This window comes from Streptomyces sp. NPDC057307, from assembly GCF_042667665.1.
Lineage (GTDB): Bacteria > Actinomycetota > Actinomycetes > Streptomycetales > Streptomycetaceae > Streptomyces.
On the sequence record NZ_JBHUZM010000009.1, the window covers coordinates 59874 to 75461 of the forward strand.

Annotated in this window: 19 protein-coding genes; 11 read left to right on the forward strand and 8 right to left on the reverse strand. The window is 70.1% G+C overall.

Annotated features, from left to right (window positions below; translation table 11 throughout):
* Positions 1-16: 16 nt before the first annotated feature.
* Positions 17-955: an alpha/beta hydrolase family protein gene (locus tag ACFUN8_RS05905; RefSeq protein WP_383632043.1), complete on the reverse strand. Its 939-nt coding sequence runs from the start codon at positions 953-955 to the stop codon at positions 17-19.
* Between the two features lie 195 nt (positions 956-1150).
* Here ACFUN8_RS05905 and ACFUN8_RS05910 point away from each other — a divergent pair, with 195 nt between their 5' ends.
* On the forward strand, positions 1151-1531 hold the full coding sequence (locus tag ACFUN8_RS05910) for a MerR family transcriptional regulator (RefSeq protein ID WP_383632046.1): 381 nt from the start codon (positions 1151-1153) through the stop codon (positions 1529-1531).
* Positions 1532-1540: 9 nt separating this feature from the next.
* Here the strand turns inward: ACFUN8_RS05910 and ACFUN8_RS05915 are convergent, their stop codons facing one another.
* Complete coding sequence (locus tag ACFUN8_RS05915; RefSeq protein ID WP_383632049.1) at positions 1541-2407, reverse strand: LysR family transcriptional regulator; 867 nt, start codon at positions 2405-2407, stop codon at positions 1541-1543.
* Positions 2408-2477: 70 nt separating this feature from the next.
* Here ACFUN8_RS05915 and ACFUN8_RS05920 point away from each other — a divergent pair, with 70 nt between their 5' ends.
* A complete protein-coding gene (locus tag ACFUN8_RS05920) occupies positions 2478-2795 on the forward strand; it encodes a hypothetical protein (RefSeq protein ID WP_383632052.1) in 318 nt (105 codons plus the stop codon).
* A gap of 145 nt (positions 2796-2940) precedes the next feature.
* Here ACFUN8_RS05920 and ACFUN8_RS05925 read toward each other — a convergent pair whose 3' ends face one another.
* Positions 2941-3486, reverse strand: a complete 546-nt coding sequence (locus tag ACFUN8_RS05925) for a TetR/AcrR family transcriptional regulator (protein WP_383632055.1) — start codon at positions 3484-3486, stop codon at positions 2941-2943.
* A 123-nt stretch (positions 3487-3609) separates the two neighbouring features.
* Here ACFUN8_RS05925 and ACFUN8_RS05930 point away from each other — a divergent pair, with 123 nt between their 5' ends.
* Positions 3610-4365, forward strand: a complete 756-nt coding sequence (locus ACFUN8_RS05930) for an alpha/beta fold hydrolase (protein WP_383632058.1) — start codon at positions 3610-3612, stop codon at positions 4363-4365.
* Positions 4366-4529: 164 nt separating this feature from the next.
* Here ACFUN8_RS05930 and ACFUN8_RS05935 read toward each other — a convergent pair whose 3' ends face one another.
* On the reverse strand, positions 4530-5435 hold the full coding sequence (locus ACFUN8_RS05935; protein ID WP_383632061.1) for an NAD(P)H-binding protein: 906 nt from the start codon (positions 5433-5435) through the stop codon (positions 4530-4532).
* A 187-nt stretch (positions 5436-5622) separates the two neighbouring features.
* Here ACFUN8_RS05935 and ACFUN8_RS05940 point away from each other — a divergent pair, with 187 nt between their 5' ends.
* From ACFUN8_RS05940 to ACFUN8_RS05960, 5 genes are all read left to right on the forward strand, one after another.
* Entirely contained in the window at positions 5623-6495 is an 873-nt protein-coding gene (locus ACFUN8_RS05940; RefSeq protein ID WP_383632065.1) for a helix-turn-helix domain-containing protein, read from the forward strand.
* Positions 6496-6610: 115 nt separating this feature from the next.
* Positions 6611-7231, forward strand: a complete 621-nt coding sequence (locus tag ACFUN8_RS05945; RefSeq protein ID WP_383632068.1) for a hypothetical protein — start codon at positions 6611-6613, stop codon at positions 7229-7231.
* A 43-nt stretch (positions 7232-7274) separates the two neighbouring features.
* On the forward strand, positions 7275-7526 hold the full coding sequence (locus tag ACFUN8_RS05950) for a hypothetical protein (RefSeq protein WP_383632071.1): 252 nt from the start codon (positions 7275-7277) through the stop codon (positions 7524-7526).
* Complete coding sequence (locus ACFUN8_RS05955; RefSeq protein WP_383632074.1) at positions 7523-8467, forward strand: helix-turn-helix domain-containing protein; 945 nt, start codon at positions 7523-7525, stop codon at positions 8465-8467. The genes ACFUN8_RS05950 and ACFUN8_RS05955 overlap by 4 nt, the downstream gene beginning before the upstream one ends.
* A 27-nt stretch (positions 8468-8494) precedes the next feature.
* Positions 8495-8932, forward strand: a complete 438-nt coding sequence (locus ACFUN8_RS05960) for an SgcJ/EcaC family oxidoreductase (protein ID WP_383632077.1) — start codon at positions 8495-8497, stop codon at positions 8930-8932.
* Between the two features lie 150 nt (positions 8933-9082).
* Here ACFUN8_RS05960 and ACFUN8_RS05965 read toward each other — a convergent pair whose 3' ends face one another.
* A complete protein-coding gene (locus ACFUN8_RS05965; protein ID WP_383632080.1) occupies positions 9083-9562 on the reverse strand; it encodes an RrF2 family transcriptional regulator in 480 nt (159 codons plus the stop codon).
* Positions 9563-9779: 217 nt separating this feature from the next.
* On the opposite strand from ACFUN8_RS05965, the gene ACFUN8_RS05970 reads away from it, so the two are divergent.
* Complete coding sequence (locus ACFUN8_RS05970; protein ID WP_383632083.1) at positions 9780-10256, forward strand: nuclear transport factor 2 family protein; 477 nt, start codon at positions 9780-9782, stop codon at positions 10254-10256.
* Between the two features lie 55 nt (positions 10257-10311).
* Here ACFUN8_RS05970 and ACFUN8_RS05975 read toward each other — a convergent pair whose 3' ends face one another.
* From ACFUN8_RS05975 to ACFUN8_RS05985, 3 genes are all read right to left on the reverse strand, one after another.
* A complete protein-coding gene (locus ACFUN8_RS05975; RefSeq protein ID WP_383632086.1) occupies positions 10312-10965 on the reverse strand; it encodes an HAD-IA family hydrolase in 654 nt (217 codons plus the stop codon).
* A gap of 54 nt (positions 10966-11019) precedes the next feature.
* The gene (locus tag ACFUN8_RS05980) at positions 11020-12018 is read right to left on the reverse strand and encodes an LLM class flavin-dependent oxidoreductase (RefSeq protein WP_383632089.1); all 999 of its coding nucleotides are present in this window, start codon (positions 12016-12018) and stop codon (positions 11020-11022) included.
* A gap of 91 nt (positions 12019-12109) precedes the next feature.
* On the reverse strand, positions 12110-13372 hold the full coding sequence (locus ACFUN8_RS05985) for an MFS transporter (protein ID WP_383632092.1): 1263 nt from the start codon (positions 13370-13372) through the stop codon (positions 12110-12112).
* 91 nt (positions 13373-13463) lie between these two features.
* On the opposite strand from ACFUN8_RS05985, the gene ACFUN8_RS05990 reads away from it, so the two are divergent.
* Positions 13464-14225, forward strand: coding sequence for a DeoR/GlpR family DNA-binding transcription regulator (locus ACFUN8_RS05990; RefSeq protein ID WP_383632095.1), 762 nt, complete (start codon positions 13464-13466; stop codon positions 14223-14225).
* Between the two features lie 289 nt (positions 14226-14514).
* Positions 14515-15576 (forward strand): LacI family DNA-binding transcriptional regulator, encoded by a 1062-nt coding sequence (locus ACFUN8_RS05995; RefSeq protein WP_383632098.1) that lies wholly within the window; start codon positions 14515-14517, stop codon positions 15574-15576.
* Positions 15577-15588 lie beyond the last annotated feature (12 nt).

Sequence of the window (15588 nt, forward strand, 5' to 3'; positions counted from 1 at the left end):
CTTCAGCCGCCGAGGGTCACTTGCCTTCCAGCCGTCCCAGCGGGTGGGCGCCGGTGAGGACGGACTGGGCCGTTGCCCAGTCGGTGTGGTCCAGGCCGGTGACGTGACGCAGGTAGGCGAGGGTGACCTGCTGGACGAGAGCGACACGGTCGGGGTTCTCGTCGGTGGTCTCCGTCACCGCGTAGCCGGAGATGCCTCCGAGGAAGTGTTCGCCTCCGTAGACGGTGAGCAGGCTCTTGTTGGCACGGCTGAGGGTGTACGGGTCGCTGGTCCAGGCCGGCCCTCGGGTGGAGAGCGGGAGGTCGTCCTTGTCGCCGGCGACAACCAGTCCGGGAGCGGTGATGTGGGAGAAGTCCTGATTACGCAGCCACGGAAGGTTCTCGTGGGCGAAGGGGGTCAGTTCGGCTCCGCCTTTGCCGGCGGTGGCCAGCTGAATGCTGGCCATGACCCGGGAGTCGGACAGATCCTCGGCGATGCCGGTCTGCGGGTCCGTGACGCGCAGACCCACGAGAAGGCCCGCCGTCTGGCCACCGAAGGAGTGCCCCGCAGCGACGATACGGCTGTGGTCGACCCGGCCGGCCAGGCCGGGCACGGCCGCCTCCAAGGTGTCGAGCCCATCCAGGATGTGCTTCATGTCCTGCACGCGGTAGCGCCACATCCGGGGCTTGCGGGGGTCGTCTGCGGGGATGTCGAACCGCTTGGAGTCGAGGTGCGTCGGCTGGATCACTACGAAACCGTGTGTGGCCCAGTGGTCGGCCAGCGGGGCGTAGCCGTCCAGGTTCGCGCCGAATCCGTGCGCGAACAGCACGATCGGCAGATGGGTGCCGGTGACGGGGGCGGAGATCCGTACACGCAGATCCTCGCCGCGCTGCGCCGAGGGCAGCACGAGCGGCTTGACGGCTACGGCAGGGGTTGGCACGGGGCCGGTGAGGCCGGTCGTCCGATAGGTGATCATACGAGTGCTTCTTCCAGGGTCGGGTGTCGCTCGCGGCGGTCGGAGCGCTCGGGGCGTTCAGGGCGTCACAGGGGGAGCCGGCGCCGAACGTGACGGAGAGTCCGGCGAAGGGCATATTGGGTACCGTAAAACTTGACGTTGACGTCAAAGGCAAGCCCGGCAAGTCCTTACGGCGTAGATCACTTGGAGTTCTCAATGCGCATCGGCGAGCTCGCCCGCCGGACAGGCGTCAGCACGCGGGCCCTGCGGTACTACGAGGAGCAGAATCTGCTGGCCGCCGAGCGCAGCGACAGCGGTCAGCGTCACTATCCGGAAGCCGCGGTCGATCGAATCCGCCTGATCCAGGAGCTGTACACCGCCGGCCTGTCCAGCAAGACCATCGCCGAGCTCACCCCCTGCGTCGTCGAAGGCAAAGCCACACCCGAGCTTCTCGACCGCCTGGCTGTGGAGCGTGAGCACATCGACCGGCGCATCGCGGACCTCATCCAAACCCGGGACCGGCTCGACGCGGTCTTCGTCGGCGCCTCCGCCAACATGCGCACCGGGGCTTCCTGCCGGCAGGGGACCGACGCGTAAGGCTGGCGCTCACTCCGTCCGGGTGATCTGGGCATATTCCCGGCGCTGCCTGAGTGCCGCGGCCACGAACGAGGCGACCAGCGGTCGGCGATCCTGCTCGGTCCAGGCAAGTACCAGGCGGCTGGGCGGTGCGTCGGCCACCGGGACGCGGACCAGGCCGGCCGGGACGGGTTCGACCAGCGAGCGGGGCAGCATTCCGATCATCCGGCCCACCGTGATCATCTGGAACATCTGCACCACGTCGGCGATCTCGGGATCGGTGCCATCACTCCTCGGTGTCCCTTTCCAACGCGGCAGCGGCTCACCGTCCAGATCGGACATGCGCACGGAAGTGTGTCCGGCCAGCCGGTGTCCGGCCGGGACGACGGCGACGCGGTCCTCGGTGAGCAGCGTCTCGTGGGCCAGGCCGTCGAGGTCGTCGAACGGCGCGTAGAGGAGGCCGACATCGGCCCGGCCGTCGCGCAGGAAGTCGGCCCGGTCGGTCGGACCGCTGAACAGGATGTCCACCTGACGTGCGTCGGGCTGCTGCGCGTATTCGGCCAGGAGGCCGGAGAGCAGGCCGGCGTCGCCGCCGGGTTTGAGTACGAGCCGCAAGGGGGCCTGACCGTCGTCGGCCCGCTGGGCGTGCCGGACGGCGGCGCTGACCGCGTTGAGCGCGTGCCGACCGTGTTCCTGCAACGCCTTCCCGGCCGGGGTGAGTTCGACGTGCCGGCTGGAGCGGATGAAGAGCGGGACACCGAGCCGGTTCTCGATCCGCCGGATGGCCTTCGACAGCGCCGGCTGGGCGATCGAGAGCCGGACGGCGGCCCGGCCGAAGTGCAGCTCGTCGGCGAGCGCGATGAAGTACTCGAGCTCGCGGGTCTCCAGTTCAACCATGCCTCCAGGTTATCGCCGGATGGCAAACCGATCTTGGACGCCGGCGCCGTACGGAGTCAGGATTGACCGCATGATCACGCACACGATGATTGTCTCCTTCGACCAGCCGCTGCCCGACGCCGAGCTGGATCAATACCTCGCGGATATCGAAAAGGTCATGCTCGACTCCGGATTCGTGGAGTCGGTCACGTCCCGGCGCCACATCCCCGTCCCCGGCGAGGAGGCCATTCCAGCCCTGATCGCGACCGCGATCGTGCGGGTCGCTGTCGCCGACACCGACGCCCTCGCGAAGTCGTTCACCGCGCCGGGCCTGCACGAGGTCATCGGCCGCTGGCAGGCCAGGCACCCGTACAAGGTCGCCTGGGCGAACCACACCGCACTGGCATGAGCGGCGCTTCCCGACAGCGGGCCCGGTCGCCGGGGCCGGCGCCGCGGTGGCCGTGCTCGACATCGACGCGGGCGCACGCGTTGCCGCCGATCGAGGGCCGTACGCGACGGCGAAGCTTCTGACGGACACGGGTTGATGACCGAGATCAAACGTGTCTGGGTGAGAGCCCTCCCCGGAGAATGCGGAGGTAAGCCTCGGCCGCGCCGGTCCGCCGGTCCGCGGGGTGCTCGTTGACGGCATGGACCAGTCCGCACAGGAGCTTCAGCAGGTTTTCGGCGGTGAGGGCGGGAGCCGGCTCAATACGTGCGAGAAGACGGGAAGTGGCCGCGCCCAGTTCGGTCTTGGCCTGGCGCAGGGATTCCGTCTCGTCGGTCGCGGTGATCAGGATGTCGACGAGGCCGGGCTGGGCGAGGGCGGCCGAGAGTGCCGCGTGGAGGAACTCGATGAGGGCTTGGACGGGCTCCGGTAGCCGCTCCGCCTCGGTCGCCACGTCGATGAGGCCCCGTACAGAGTCCGCCAGGACGCCCTCCAGCATCGCCCGCTGGGTCGGGAAGAGCCGGTAGACCGTCCCGACCCCGACACCGGACCGGCGTGCCAGCTCGTTGAGGGTGAGCGTGATCTCCCCGGCGGTGACGGCCTGGTGGGCCTCGTCGAAGATCCGTTGTCTGTTCCGTACGGCGTCGGCTCGCACGTTCCCTCACTCCCGCTCACGATGCTAGATGGATAGGTTATCAGGTTCGTGTTACGGTGAAGTTGATAGCCAATCCACTTAGTCGATCCGCTTAGCCGATCCACGTAACCGCTGGGAGCAGCCATGACCGTCGTATTCGTGCACGGGGTGCCGGAGACACCGACCATCTGGAACGGCGTCCGGGAACGGATCGATCAGCCGACCGTCGCCCTGCGGCTGCCCGGCTTCGGCGGCCCCCGCGCCTCTCACCCGCGGGACCGGGACAAGGAGGCGTACGCGGCGTGGCTCGCCGACGAACTGCGTGCCGTCGACGGGCCGGTCGATGTCGTCGGCCACGACTGGGGCGGCCACCTCGCGATGCGGGTCGTCTCCGCCTACGACGTGCCGGTACGCAGCTGGGTCTCCGACGTCGCCCACGGCTGGCACCCCGACTACCAGTGGCACGAGGCGGCCACCTACTGGCAGCGGAGCCCGGAGGGCGAGGAATCGCTGGCCGGGCTGCGCGAGTCGCCGTCCGGCAGTGGCCGTACCTTCGGCGATCTCCTGCAGCCCCGCGGCCTGAGCCCCGAACTGGCGCGGGAGATCGACGACGTACACGACGAGGAGATGAGCGCCGCCATTCTGGCGCTCTACCGCTCCGCCTGGCCCAACTTCCATGCCGACTGGGGCAAGAACGTCGACCGTCCCGTCGTCGCTCCGGGACTGATACTGGCCCCGACCGGTGACCCCATGGCGCAGCCCGCGCGGGACCGGGAAGTGGCCGCACGCTTCGGGGCCCGGCTCGTGGAACTGGACGGTCTCACCCACTACTGGATGCTCCAGGACCCCGAACGGGCAGCAGACGTGCTGCGCCGTTTCTGGGCGGCACTTCCCGCCTGAGGACAGCGCAGAGCCGAGCGGAACTCCGGTGCGGAGCGGGCTATTTCGAGCTGCCGCTCGACGACTTCACCGATCCGCACCGTGGTCACCGCGGATGTGCGGCCGGTCCCCACCTCCGCCGGACTACGGGAAAACGCGCGGGCGGCAGACCCGTTCCGCGACGTTCACTCCGATTCGGCCGCGCGGTACCGGGGAGCGAATTCCTCCTCGATGAACCGTTCGATGGAGGTGGGGGTGGAGGTGCGGGCCGTGCGTGGCTGCTCCATCCGCGTGTGCCGGGAGTTGAGGGCTGCGCCGACCTCGGCCATCATGTCCGCGACGTTGACGGACACGCCTTCGGCGCGGAGTCCCGCGTGGAAATCGGCGATGCTGATCTGCTCGTACGTGAGGTCGTCCGCACCCACGGCCTTCGCGATCACGCCCACCGCCTCTCGCATACTCACGTCGCGTTCGCCCTGCAGCTCCAGGACCTCCGTACCGTGCCAGGTCCCGGTGGCGAGTTCCTCCGCGGCTCGGCCCCCGAGGTCGGGGGTGGTGACGAAGGGCAGGGGAACGTCGGGTTCGAAGGGGGCGCTGATGCGGTGGTGGACCCTGGCCGAGTGGATGTGGGGCAGCAGGTTCTCCATGAAGTAGCCGGCCCGCAGCCACAGCGTGTCGACTCCGGGGAGCGCCGAGAGACGCTGCTCGAAGCGGTGGAGTCCCAGGACCGGCCCGGTGCCGGCGGCGTGCTGGGCTCCCCAGCTGCTGAGTCCGACGACACGGGTCACGCCGGACTCGGTGACCGCCTCGGTCAGGGAGGCCGCCACCTGGTCCTGGAAGGCGCCGAAGTCGGGGTGGCCGGGGATGTAGTTGGGCTGGATCACCGCGTAGACGCCGGCCGCGCCGCGGAAGGCTTCCGCCAGTGCGGCGGCGTCGGTCTGGTCGGCCTCCCACACCTCGGCGCCGCGTTCGGCGAGGTCGGCGAGCCGCCGGGCCGAGCGGCCGACGGCCCGGACTCGGTACCCGGCTGCGAGCAGGTGCAGGGCGGCGGCGCGTCCGGTGCGGCCACCGGCGCCGGTGATGACGAACATCGACGTATCTCTTTTCCTTGGCGTGCCGGACTTTTCCGGTAGGCGTTCGAGACGTTAGCCACCTGGCGAACGGGTCGGGTATGAGTGACGCACCCACCACGGAGTCCCGGTCGGCGCAGGTCGGGCGCCTCGCCCCGAGGGTCGGCACACTTCGTTCGGTTGGGCGCCCCGTCGTTACGCTGGTGGGATGAAGGTTTCGACGGAGCGCGGCGGAGGCGGGCCACTGGCGGACTTCCTGCGTGCCAGACGGAACGAGGTACGGCCCGAACAGCACCGGCTGGCCGCGGGGTCGCGGCGCCAGGTGCCGGGGCTGCGGCGGGACGAAGTGGCGTTCCTGGCCGGGATCAGCACCGACTACTACGTACGCCTCGAACAGGGCAGGGAACGCCGGCCGTCCCACGCGGTGGTGGAGGGCCTGTGCAGGGCGTTGCTGCTGGACACGGTGGCGAAGCGGTATCTGCGCGAACTCTCCGCCGGGACCGCCACGGGCGGGGAGGCGCCCGGCATGGGCACGGATCGCCGGGAGGCCGTGCACCAGTTGCTCGGCTCCATGACGGTGCCCGCCCTGCTGGTCAACCGGTGGCTCGACATCGTGGGCGGCAACGCACTCGGCGATCTTCTCCACGAGGGGATGGAGCCCCGGGACAACTATGCGCGCTTGGTGTTCCTCGCCCCCGGGGCGCGGTCGTTCTTCACCGACTGGCCCGAGCTGGCCCGCTGCATGGTGGCGGCCCTACGCGCACAGGCCGGCTCCGAGGCGGGTTCGGCCCGCTTGGCGGAGCTGTTGGGGGAGCTGACCGCGCGCAGCGATGTCTTCAGGTCCGCCTGGAGCGAGCACGTCCTCTACGAAAAGGCGATGGACCACAAACTGTTGCGACATCCGAGAGTGGGACCGCTCGCGCTCGACCAGCACGTCCTGGACCTGCCGGGGAGCGAAGGCCACAAGATCTGGGCCTTCCACCCGGCGGACGAAGCGACCGCGAACGCCCTGCTCCACCTGGCACCCGCGCCGCCGCCGCTCGGCCGTCCGAGCCCGGAGGCCGTACCCACGGGCTCCTGACAGGACCGCGCCCGACGCGTCCCGGCCCTGCCCCGGCCCAACGGCCCCCGGCCGCCGGCGGTGCGTAAGGGGCGGGGCATGAGAGGGTGCGGTTCGGTCCGGTGGAGGGGGAAGCGTGGGGCTGATCTACGGCTACGACATCTACCTGCGTCCGCGGAACGTCGCCAGGGTGCTGGCCAATCTGGCCGAGCTGGCGCCACCGAACCGTGGCGTGCCCCCGCTTCAGCTCACTCTGCCCGGTGGTGAACGGCTCGTCCTCCCGTTCACGTCCCAGTTCAAGAGCGAGCCGGTCGACTGCTCCACGAGCGGCACCCTCGAACTCGACACGTCCATCATGGTCGGCGTCGGCGTCGGCGTCGACGACGCGCTGCGCGAGTACGCGGAGTTGTACGGCCCCGCACCCGAGGCGGACGGGCGCGTCCAGATCGGGTACGTGTACGCGACGATCCGGTTCCAGTCCTTGCTGCACCCTGGTTACGCGTCGGTGGAGTGCTGGGCGGCGACGTCGAGTATGAGCCGTTTGTTCGCGCGATCGACCGGCATCAGGGAGGTTTTCACCGGCCTCACCGCCGCCAGTGGCGGGGTGTGCTGCCTGTTCGACACAGGCGACGGCGGCCCCGAGCAGGTGTGCTGGCTCAACGGCGAGACGATCCAGGAGACGGTCTCCGGCCCCCGTTTTCCGGATCTGCGCGCCCTCGCGGCGACCTGGTCCGACCCCGACGCCCGGGACCAGTAGTGGGGAACGCGACCCGAACTCGGGCTGTGTGATGATCGGAATCATGCAGTATCCGGAGCACCGCGAAAAGGAATCAGACAGCGTCACAGTGCGTGAGCTGCCACGTCTGGTCCTGCGGGGCGTGGCGGTCCACCCGGCCCAGGCGTGGACGGACGTGACGAACATCGCCGAACGGCGTGCGCCGGAGAAGGCGGGCCCGCGCCGCGGGGGAGTGGTTCGGGGCGCGTGGTTCCGCGACGGCGACGGCGACCGCGACTGCGACCTGTACCGCGTCGCGTGGGGCGACCTCGTATGAACAGCGCCGACGCCTTCCTGGAGACTCTCGCGACAAGCGGCCTGCCGCCCCTGCGCGGCCGTCGGCACATCGGCGACGACTTCCGCGCCGGCGTCGTAACCCGTGATCTGGGGCCTCTGCGGCTGGCCGAGCTGGTAACCCCGGAGGGCGAGTGCTTCCGGGACGCGCGCTCCGCGCACGCCGACCACAGCGAGCTGTGGCAGATCGAGTTGGTGACGCGGGGACGGGTGCGTGCCGAGCAGGGCGGCAGCACCGCTGAGCTGGGGCCCGCCGACCTGGTCCTGATCGACCCGGTGCGGCCGGTCCGGTTCGCCAGCACCGCGACCACGCACGTGACCATGCTGGTACCGCGAGGCTCGCTGCGGCTCGGACCGGATGACGCCGCCCGGCTCGCCGGAGTGCGTATTCGTGGCGACCGCGGCCCCGCGGCTCTGGTGTCCTCGCTCGTACGGGACATGGCGCGATCCCTGGACGGGTTCCGCGCCGACGAGGCGGACAGGTCGGCCGCCGCGGTGATCGAGCTGATCGCGGTGGCGCTCTCGGCTCAGCTGGGCAATTCGCGACCGGTCGCCGACGAGGCGCTGCGCACCCGGATCGTCGGCTACATCGAGGCGAGGCTGTCCGACCGGGATCTCGCCCCGGCGAAGGTGGCGGCGGCGCACCACATGTCCGTACGCCGACTGCACAAGCTCTTCGCGAACCAGCCCCTGACGGTGGCGGCCCTGATCCGCCGGCGGCGCCTGGAGCGGTGCCGCGCGGACCTGGCCGGAACCGACCGCACCGTCGCGGCCGTCGCCGCCAAGTGGGGGTTCGCCGATCCCGCGCACTTCAGCCGGCTGTTCAAGGCCACCTATGGCTACAACGCGGTGGCGCTCACGTCCAACAACCGTGCGCAGATGGTCAATGCGTCGGCCGCCCGGCCCGCCGAGGATGGTGACTGAAAGCGTAAGAAGCAGAAAGGCGATCACATGGAACAGTCGGTCGAAGCGATGAGAGCCGTCCCGGCCCGGATGAACGAGGGTTGGAACCACGGTGACGCCACCGCGTTCGCCGCCGATCTCGCGGATGACGCCGAGCTGGTGGACTTCGAGGGGACCATTCACAAGGGACGCGATGCGGTGATCGCGTTCAATCAGCCGCTCTTCGACACGGTGCTGAAGGGTTCCCGGCTGGTACGGAGCGAGGTGCCGTTCGCCCGGATCGTCCGTCCGGGCTGGGGCGTGGTGCACCACCGCGTCGGCATGGTGATGGCGGGCGAGCGGGAACCGCTGTCGAGCCGCTACTTCATGCAACTGCTCGCGCTCGTCTGGCAGAACGACCGCTGGGAGATCGCGACGCTGCAGAACGCGCGCCTGATCCCGCTGGAAACCGCGATGACCCTGGACGCCCAGGCCGCCACCGCGTAAGGAGTAGAACCGGGCGGGTGGACGGACTCTTCGACTACCTCGGCGCGCAAGTATTTTCGCCCGGTGCGGTCCATGCTCGCTGAGCCTGCCTACGATGCGGCGTTCATCGATGCCGACAGCCGACACCACCCGCAACCGCGACCGGCCCAGCTAGTGACTGCGTGCGGGCAACGGCCCTTCCGGTGCCGGAGCGCCGCCGGCCCGGTCGATGGCGCGCAGTTCGTCGAGGCTGTCGGCGAGGGTGCGGTCCGCCAGTGCGCCGAGGACGGCTGTCTCGGTCTCGTTGGTGAGCCTGGCGAAGTACTCGGCGGAGTTGTTGGTGACCAGGCACTCCCGGGGCCCCTCCGGTCGGGGTGCCCACAGGGGCTTGTCGCCGATGGATGAGCGGTAGATCTCTCCCAGTGTGATCCGGCCCGCGGGCCGGCCCAGGCGGACACCTCCGCTGCGGCCCTTGATGGACGTGACGAGACCGTCCTGCACCAGCGGGACCATCAGCTTGCGCACCAGGCTCGGGTTCGTGTCCAGGCTCCTGGCGAGCTGGGTCGAGCTGAGGACGGGACTGTCCTCCTCCTCGGCATGCCCCAGCAGGAGCATGACCTTCAGCGCGCTGGAGAACCTCACGTCCAGCATCCCCGTACCCCCTCTTCCGCCGCTTGGTCCGGGTGGCTCCCGACGTCTCCATATTAGCAACTCTTACAGTTGCATTTAAGTCGAAGGATATGTACTTTTCACGCATGCGGATTGTGATCGCCGAGGGTGCCCGCCGGCTGAGCACAAGCGACCGGGCGGCCGTCCGCCGCACAGGCCCGGACACCGACAGGCACTCCACAGAGAACCGGAGAGAGTCATGAGCACCGAGAACGAGCTCAGAGAGATCGTTTCCCGATACACCCGGGCCGCGGACCGGCGCGACGGTGACGCGCTGGCGCAGCTCTACGAGGCCGACGCGGTTGTCGAGGTGCACTACCACCGCGGGCCCGACGGGACGGAGTTGCTGGGAACCCTCTCCGGAGGGCCGCAGATCGCAGCGTCCATGTCCACGGCCATGGCGCCGCACCCGCCCCTGGGTTGGAGCCACCACACCACCTACGACCATCTGGTCTCCGTCGATGGCGACGAGGCGAGCATCGACACCCAGTTCATCACCTTCGACGTCGTCGGGACCAGGAAGCCCGAGGGCGGGTGGCCCGCCGGCACGTTCGGCGCCCAGGGCACCATCAAGCCCATCGAGTCCGGGTACTACCGCTTCACCCTCCGCCGAACCGACGGCGTCTGGCGCATCCGTCACCAGGACGTCGTCCACGACATCCCCTACGTCTTCTGATCACCCTGCAGTGATTACCGGCTCGGCCAACGACCGCTGCTCGTACGTCACTTGGCTACCCGGCACGTCTGTCGGCCAGCAGCCAGCCCTCGACGGTCGCCGCCAGCTCGTCGAGTCCGGTGAAGACGTGGCCGTGCATGCCGATGGCCCGCGCCGCGTGTACGTTCTCCTCGCGGTCATCGATGAAAAGGAAGTCGCCGGCGGCGGCCCGCATCGCGGTGACGCAGTGGTGGAACGCCGCCGGGTCCGGCTTCGCCGCGTTGATCTTTCCGGAGAACGCCACGTGGTCCAGGTCGCCCAGCCAAGGCTGCGCGGCGCGGAAGGCGTCCGCGTGGTCGGAGGGAATGTTGGACAGCAGCGCGACCTCGACGAGGTTACGCAGGGACCGTACGTAGGCGACCATACGGCCGTCGACGCGCGACCAGCTGTCGATGTCGGCGAGCCGTAGCTCCTCGATCACGCCGGCGTCGGCGTCAGTGTCGGCCTCGGTGTCGGCAGTCCGGGAGAGCCGCCGCAGTACGTCCGTCCAGTACTCGGACGCGGACCGCTGCCCGGCGTCGTAGGGCGGGCGGCAGGCCCAGTAAGCCTCGGCGAAGGTGTCCGTGGGTACGTCGCACCGGGCGGCCAACTCCGCCAGGGCGCCAGGGCGTTGGTGGCGGGCGATGACCCCGAAGAGGTCGAACAGCACGATGCGTCGGTCGGTGCTCATGATGTGTCTTCCTCAGGGGCAGGGGCAGGGGCTTGGGCTCCGTGGCGGGATCTGTCAGGCACGGTCCAGTGCGCGGGCGAGCGAGTCGAGGGCGGCCAGGGCGTCGGGGCCGGTGGGAGTGAGGACGACGCTGGTGGCGCCCGCCGCGTGGCGGGCCTTGATCGCCGCGCGTGCCTGGTCGGGCGTGCCGGCGATGCTCAGCTCGCGGATCCAGGCGGCGGGCATGGTCCGGGTGAACTCCTGGGCGTCGGCGCAGGCGGCGTGGTGCGCGCGCAGCTCGGTGGCGAAGGGAAGGGGGTCGATGTGCGGGGCCCAGTCCGGTTCGCCGATGGCGCCGAGGCCCGCGCGGACGCGGTCGAGGGCGGCGTCCTCGTCGTCGTCGACGGCCGCGGCGTCGTAGGTGACGATTTCGAGGCCGCCGGAGTTCGAGGCGTTGCCCATGTGCCGCAGTGAAGAGGCGATGTAGGCGGGACCGGCGGGCTCGGCCAGGAGCAGTCCGTCGGCCACTTCGCCCGCGGCCGCCTGCGACTTGGGGCCGCGGACGCCGAGGATGACCGGTGGGACGATGTCGGGGGTCTCGGTGAGGACGACGCCTTCGCAGTGCACGTACCGGCCGTTCGCCGGGCCGGGCTCGCCGAGCATGAGCAGGCGCAGCGCGGTCGCGTACTCCTTGAGCAACGTCAGGGGGCTGGCGGGCCAGGCCCCGGCCTGGCGCATCCAGTGGGGCATGCCGTGGCCGATGCCGGCGATCAGCCGGCCGGGGTAGAGCTGGGCGAGGGTGGCCAGTTCCATCGCGGCGAAGCACACGTTGCGGGCGCCGGCGGGCAGGATGCCGATACCGACGGTGATGTGGCCGGTGCTGGCGAGGACGGGGCCGGCCTGGGCGAGTCCGCCACGGAAGCCGAGGTCCTCCACCACCCAGATCTGGTCGAATCCCAGCTCCTCGGCCCGTCGGGCGAAGGGGAGCACGTCCTGGACGGGCAGGTCGCGGGGCAGCATGACGCCGACACGGCTGCGGGCGGGGGTGGCGGGGGTGGTGTCTGTCTCGGGCATCGGGGCCCTTTCCGTCGGTGGTGGATTTCCCGGCGTCGGCGTGATCCGCGGGCCGGGGCCGGGGGTGGAAGGAAGCCTGTGCGGCACGGTGTCAGGGCGCGTGCCGCACAGGCGGTCGATGACTGCTCCGTGCCACCTCGCGGGCGCCGCCGGATCCGGTGCGCAGGACTCCGGCGGCGGTGGCGGTGATCGCACACAGCAGGGTGAGGAGCAGGAAGGCGTGGTTCAGCGGTACGAGATGGGTCAGCCAGCCGATGACCGCCGGGCCGGAGAGCATGCCGAGGTAGCCGAGCCCGGCGACGCGGGAGATGTTGACCCCGGCGGCGGAGGGGTCGACGCGCCAGGTCGCGCTGTACAACTGGGGTACGCAGCCGGACAGTCCCAGGCCGAACAGCGCCCAGCCCGCGAACGCCGCCCAGACCCACGGCGTGACGGACACGATCGTGATCCCGACGGCGGCCGTGGCCGCGCCGTAACGCAGGACGGCCATGGGACCGAACCGGCCGGATACGCGGTCGGCGAGCAGCCTTCCGGTGGTCATGGCCGCCGCGTAGGTGCCGTACGCGAAGGCGGCGGTGCTCGCGGGCGCGCCGAGGACGTCCTTCAGGTGCAGCGCGCTCCAGTCGTTGGCGGCGCCCTCGGCCAGCATGACCATCGCGGCCAGGGAGGCGAGGATCCAGATCCGCCCGGGGGGCTTGCGCCGCTGCCCGGCAGGTGCCCGCCCGCCGTCGCCGACGGCGGCAGTGGTCGCAGCGCTCCTAGCGGTGGCGGTGGTGGTGGTGGTGGCGGCCGGCGGGGTGGTCCCAAGCAGAGCCCGTGCCGCCACCAGCGCGATCACGATGCCGACGACTCCCACGGTGGCCATGCCCATGGGCGGGCTCATGCCGGCACTCGCCGTACCCACTCCGACGAGCGCGGCGACGACACCGCCGACGGAGAACATGGCGTGGAAGGCCGACATGATCGGCCGGTCGTACGCCTTCTCCACCTGCACGGCGTGGGCGTTCATGCTCACGTCGAGACAGCCGTTGCAGAAGCCGAAGACCAGCAGGGCGCCCGCCAGCGTCCAGACATCCGGCGACAGTCCGGGCAGCGCCAGGGTCGCGCCGGCCAGAACTCCACCGATGGGGAGCACCACGTGCGCCCCGAGACGGTCGCCCGGCCGCCCGGCCACCCGCATGCCGGTGAAGGCTCCGAGCCCCAGCAGCACCAGCAGGCTCCCCAGCATGGCGTGGCTGATGCCCACCCGTGCCTCGACGGCGGGGATGTGCACCACCCAGGTGCCGATGAGGCCGCCGCACAGGGCGAAGTAGACGAAGTTCGCCACACGGGCGGATCGAAGCGGGCGGTCCATGCCAGCCACCATAACGAACAGTTCTTATGTTTGTGAATCCACTCAATGAACAGAGTGGATGTTTATTCCGGGGTGGTGTTCAATCGCGGGTATGAGCAACGCAGACCGGCACAGGCTGATCGCCCGTGCCGTCAGGGAGTCGGGCAGTGCCACGGTCCAGGAACTCGCCGAGCTGACCGGCGCCTCGGAGATGACCATCCGGCGCGACCTCGACACGCTGACCGCGCAAGGCGCCCTCGAACGCGTCCGCGGCGGTGCGCGCACCCTGCTGCTCAGGGGCGAGGAGCCGCCCTTCGCGCTGCGCGCCCATGAGGCCGTGGACGCCAAACGCCGGATCGCGGGCGAGGTGTCCTCGCTGATCGCCGACGGCGAGACCGTTCTCCTGGACAGCGGCACCACCTGTCTGGAGATCGCCAGGCTTCTACGTCAACGGCCGATCACCGTGATGCCGCTGTCCTTGCAGGCCATCCACACACTCGGCGACTCCCCGGGCCCGACCACGCTGATGGTGCCCGGCGGACGCCCTCGCGCCGCCGAGGGAGCCCTGACCGGCCCCCTCACCCTCGCCTCCCTGGCGGCGCTGCGCTTCGACACCGCGATCATGGGCTGCTGCGGCCTGAGCGCGGCCGAGGGTCTCACCGCCTACGACCTCGACGACGCCGCGGTGAAGAAGGCCGCGATCGCCTCCAGCCGCCGCATCGTCGTCGCCGCCGACGGCAGCAAACTCGGCCACACCGCCCACGCCCACGTCGGCCCCGCCGCACTCCTGCACACCCTCGTCACCGACACCACGGCGCCTGCCGACGAGGTGGCCGCACTCGAAGCGGCCGGCACCGTCGTCAAAAGCGTCTGAGAGACCGGCTTACGCGAGACCGGCTTACGCGAGACCGGCCGACGCGAGTCCGTCCGAGAGGCCGTCCGACGGGAGACTGCCTGACGCGAGGTTGTCAGACGTGAGGCCCGTTCGACGGGACGGTCCGACGAGAGACCGCCGCGCGGGCCGGAGCCCGGCGTTGTGCCTGTCACGCAGAGTATCGATCGCCCTCGGTCAAATTACAGACAGCGCACCCCTTGACTTTTTGGCGCGATCTGGATGACTGTTGCCACTCAAACGCAAACCGGTTTGCAAGCGAGGAGCGCAGATGGACGAGACGGATGACGCGTCTACGACAACCCCTGAGCAAACCGGTTTGGGTGTTGGCGGGGCGAAGGGACCGGCGACCATATCGGACGTCGCCGCGCGGGCCGGAGTGAGCAAGACGACCGTCTCGCACGTGCTGTCCGGCCGGCGGCCCGTGTCCGAGGCCACGCGGCGCAAGGTGACGCGCGCGGTCGAGGAGATGGGATTCCAGCAGAACTTCTTCGCGCTCGGCCTGTCCGGTCGCCGCAGTCAGACCATCGCGCTGGTCGTCCAGGACCTGACGAACCCGTTCTATCCCGCCCTCGCCCGTGGTCTTCAACAGGCGGTCGGCGGACGCGAATACGTCGTCCTGCTGGCGGACGTCGGAGCCGGTACGCCACCGATCGGAGCCTTCCTCAACGAGGCGGTGCAGCGCCGCGTGGACGGAGTGGTCGTGGCCGCCGTCGACGTACCGGACCGCATGCTGGAGCCTCTCCTCGCCTCGGGGGCCCGTGTGGTGACCGTCGGCTCGCCTCGGCACGGCACATCGACCGACGTGGTGTCCTCCGACGACGAGAGAATCGCCGCCGACGCGGTCGCCTACCTGCACGGTCAGGGCCATCGGAACCTCGGCATCATCTCCGGACCCAGCCGGGTCGCTCCCGGTTCGGCGCGGCTCGACGGCTATCGGCAGGCTCTGCGTGATCACGGTCTACGGCCCCTGCGGGCGGCCGAGGCGGTGGGGGACTGGACGCGGGAGTCCGGGGCGAAAGCGATGAACCTGCTGATGGACCTGGAGCGCCGGCCGACGGCGGTCTTCTGCGCCAACGACCTCATGGCGATCGGCGCCCTCGACGCCGCCCGTTCACTCGGTCTCTCCGTCCCCTCCGACGTCGCCGTCCTGGGGGTGGACGACATCGACGCGGCCGGCCTCGTCAGCCCTTCCCTGACCACGGTACGGGTCCCTGCCCAGGAGATCGGGCGGGTGGCGGGAGAGCTGTTGCTCGCCCGTATAGACGCGCCCTCCGAGACGCCCCGCCGCGTCCTGGTCCAACACCACCTCGTCAATCGTGAATCTGCCTGAGGAGCTCACCGC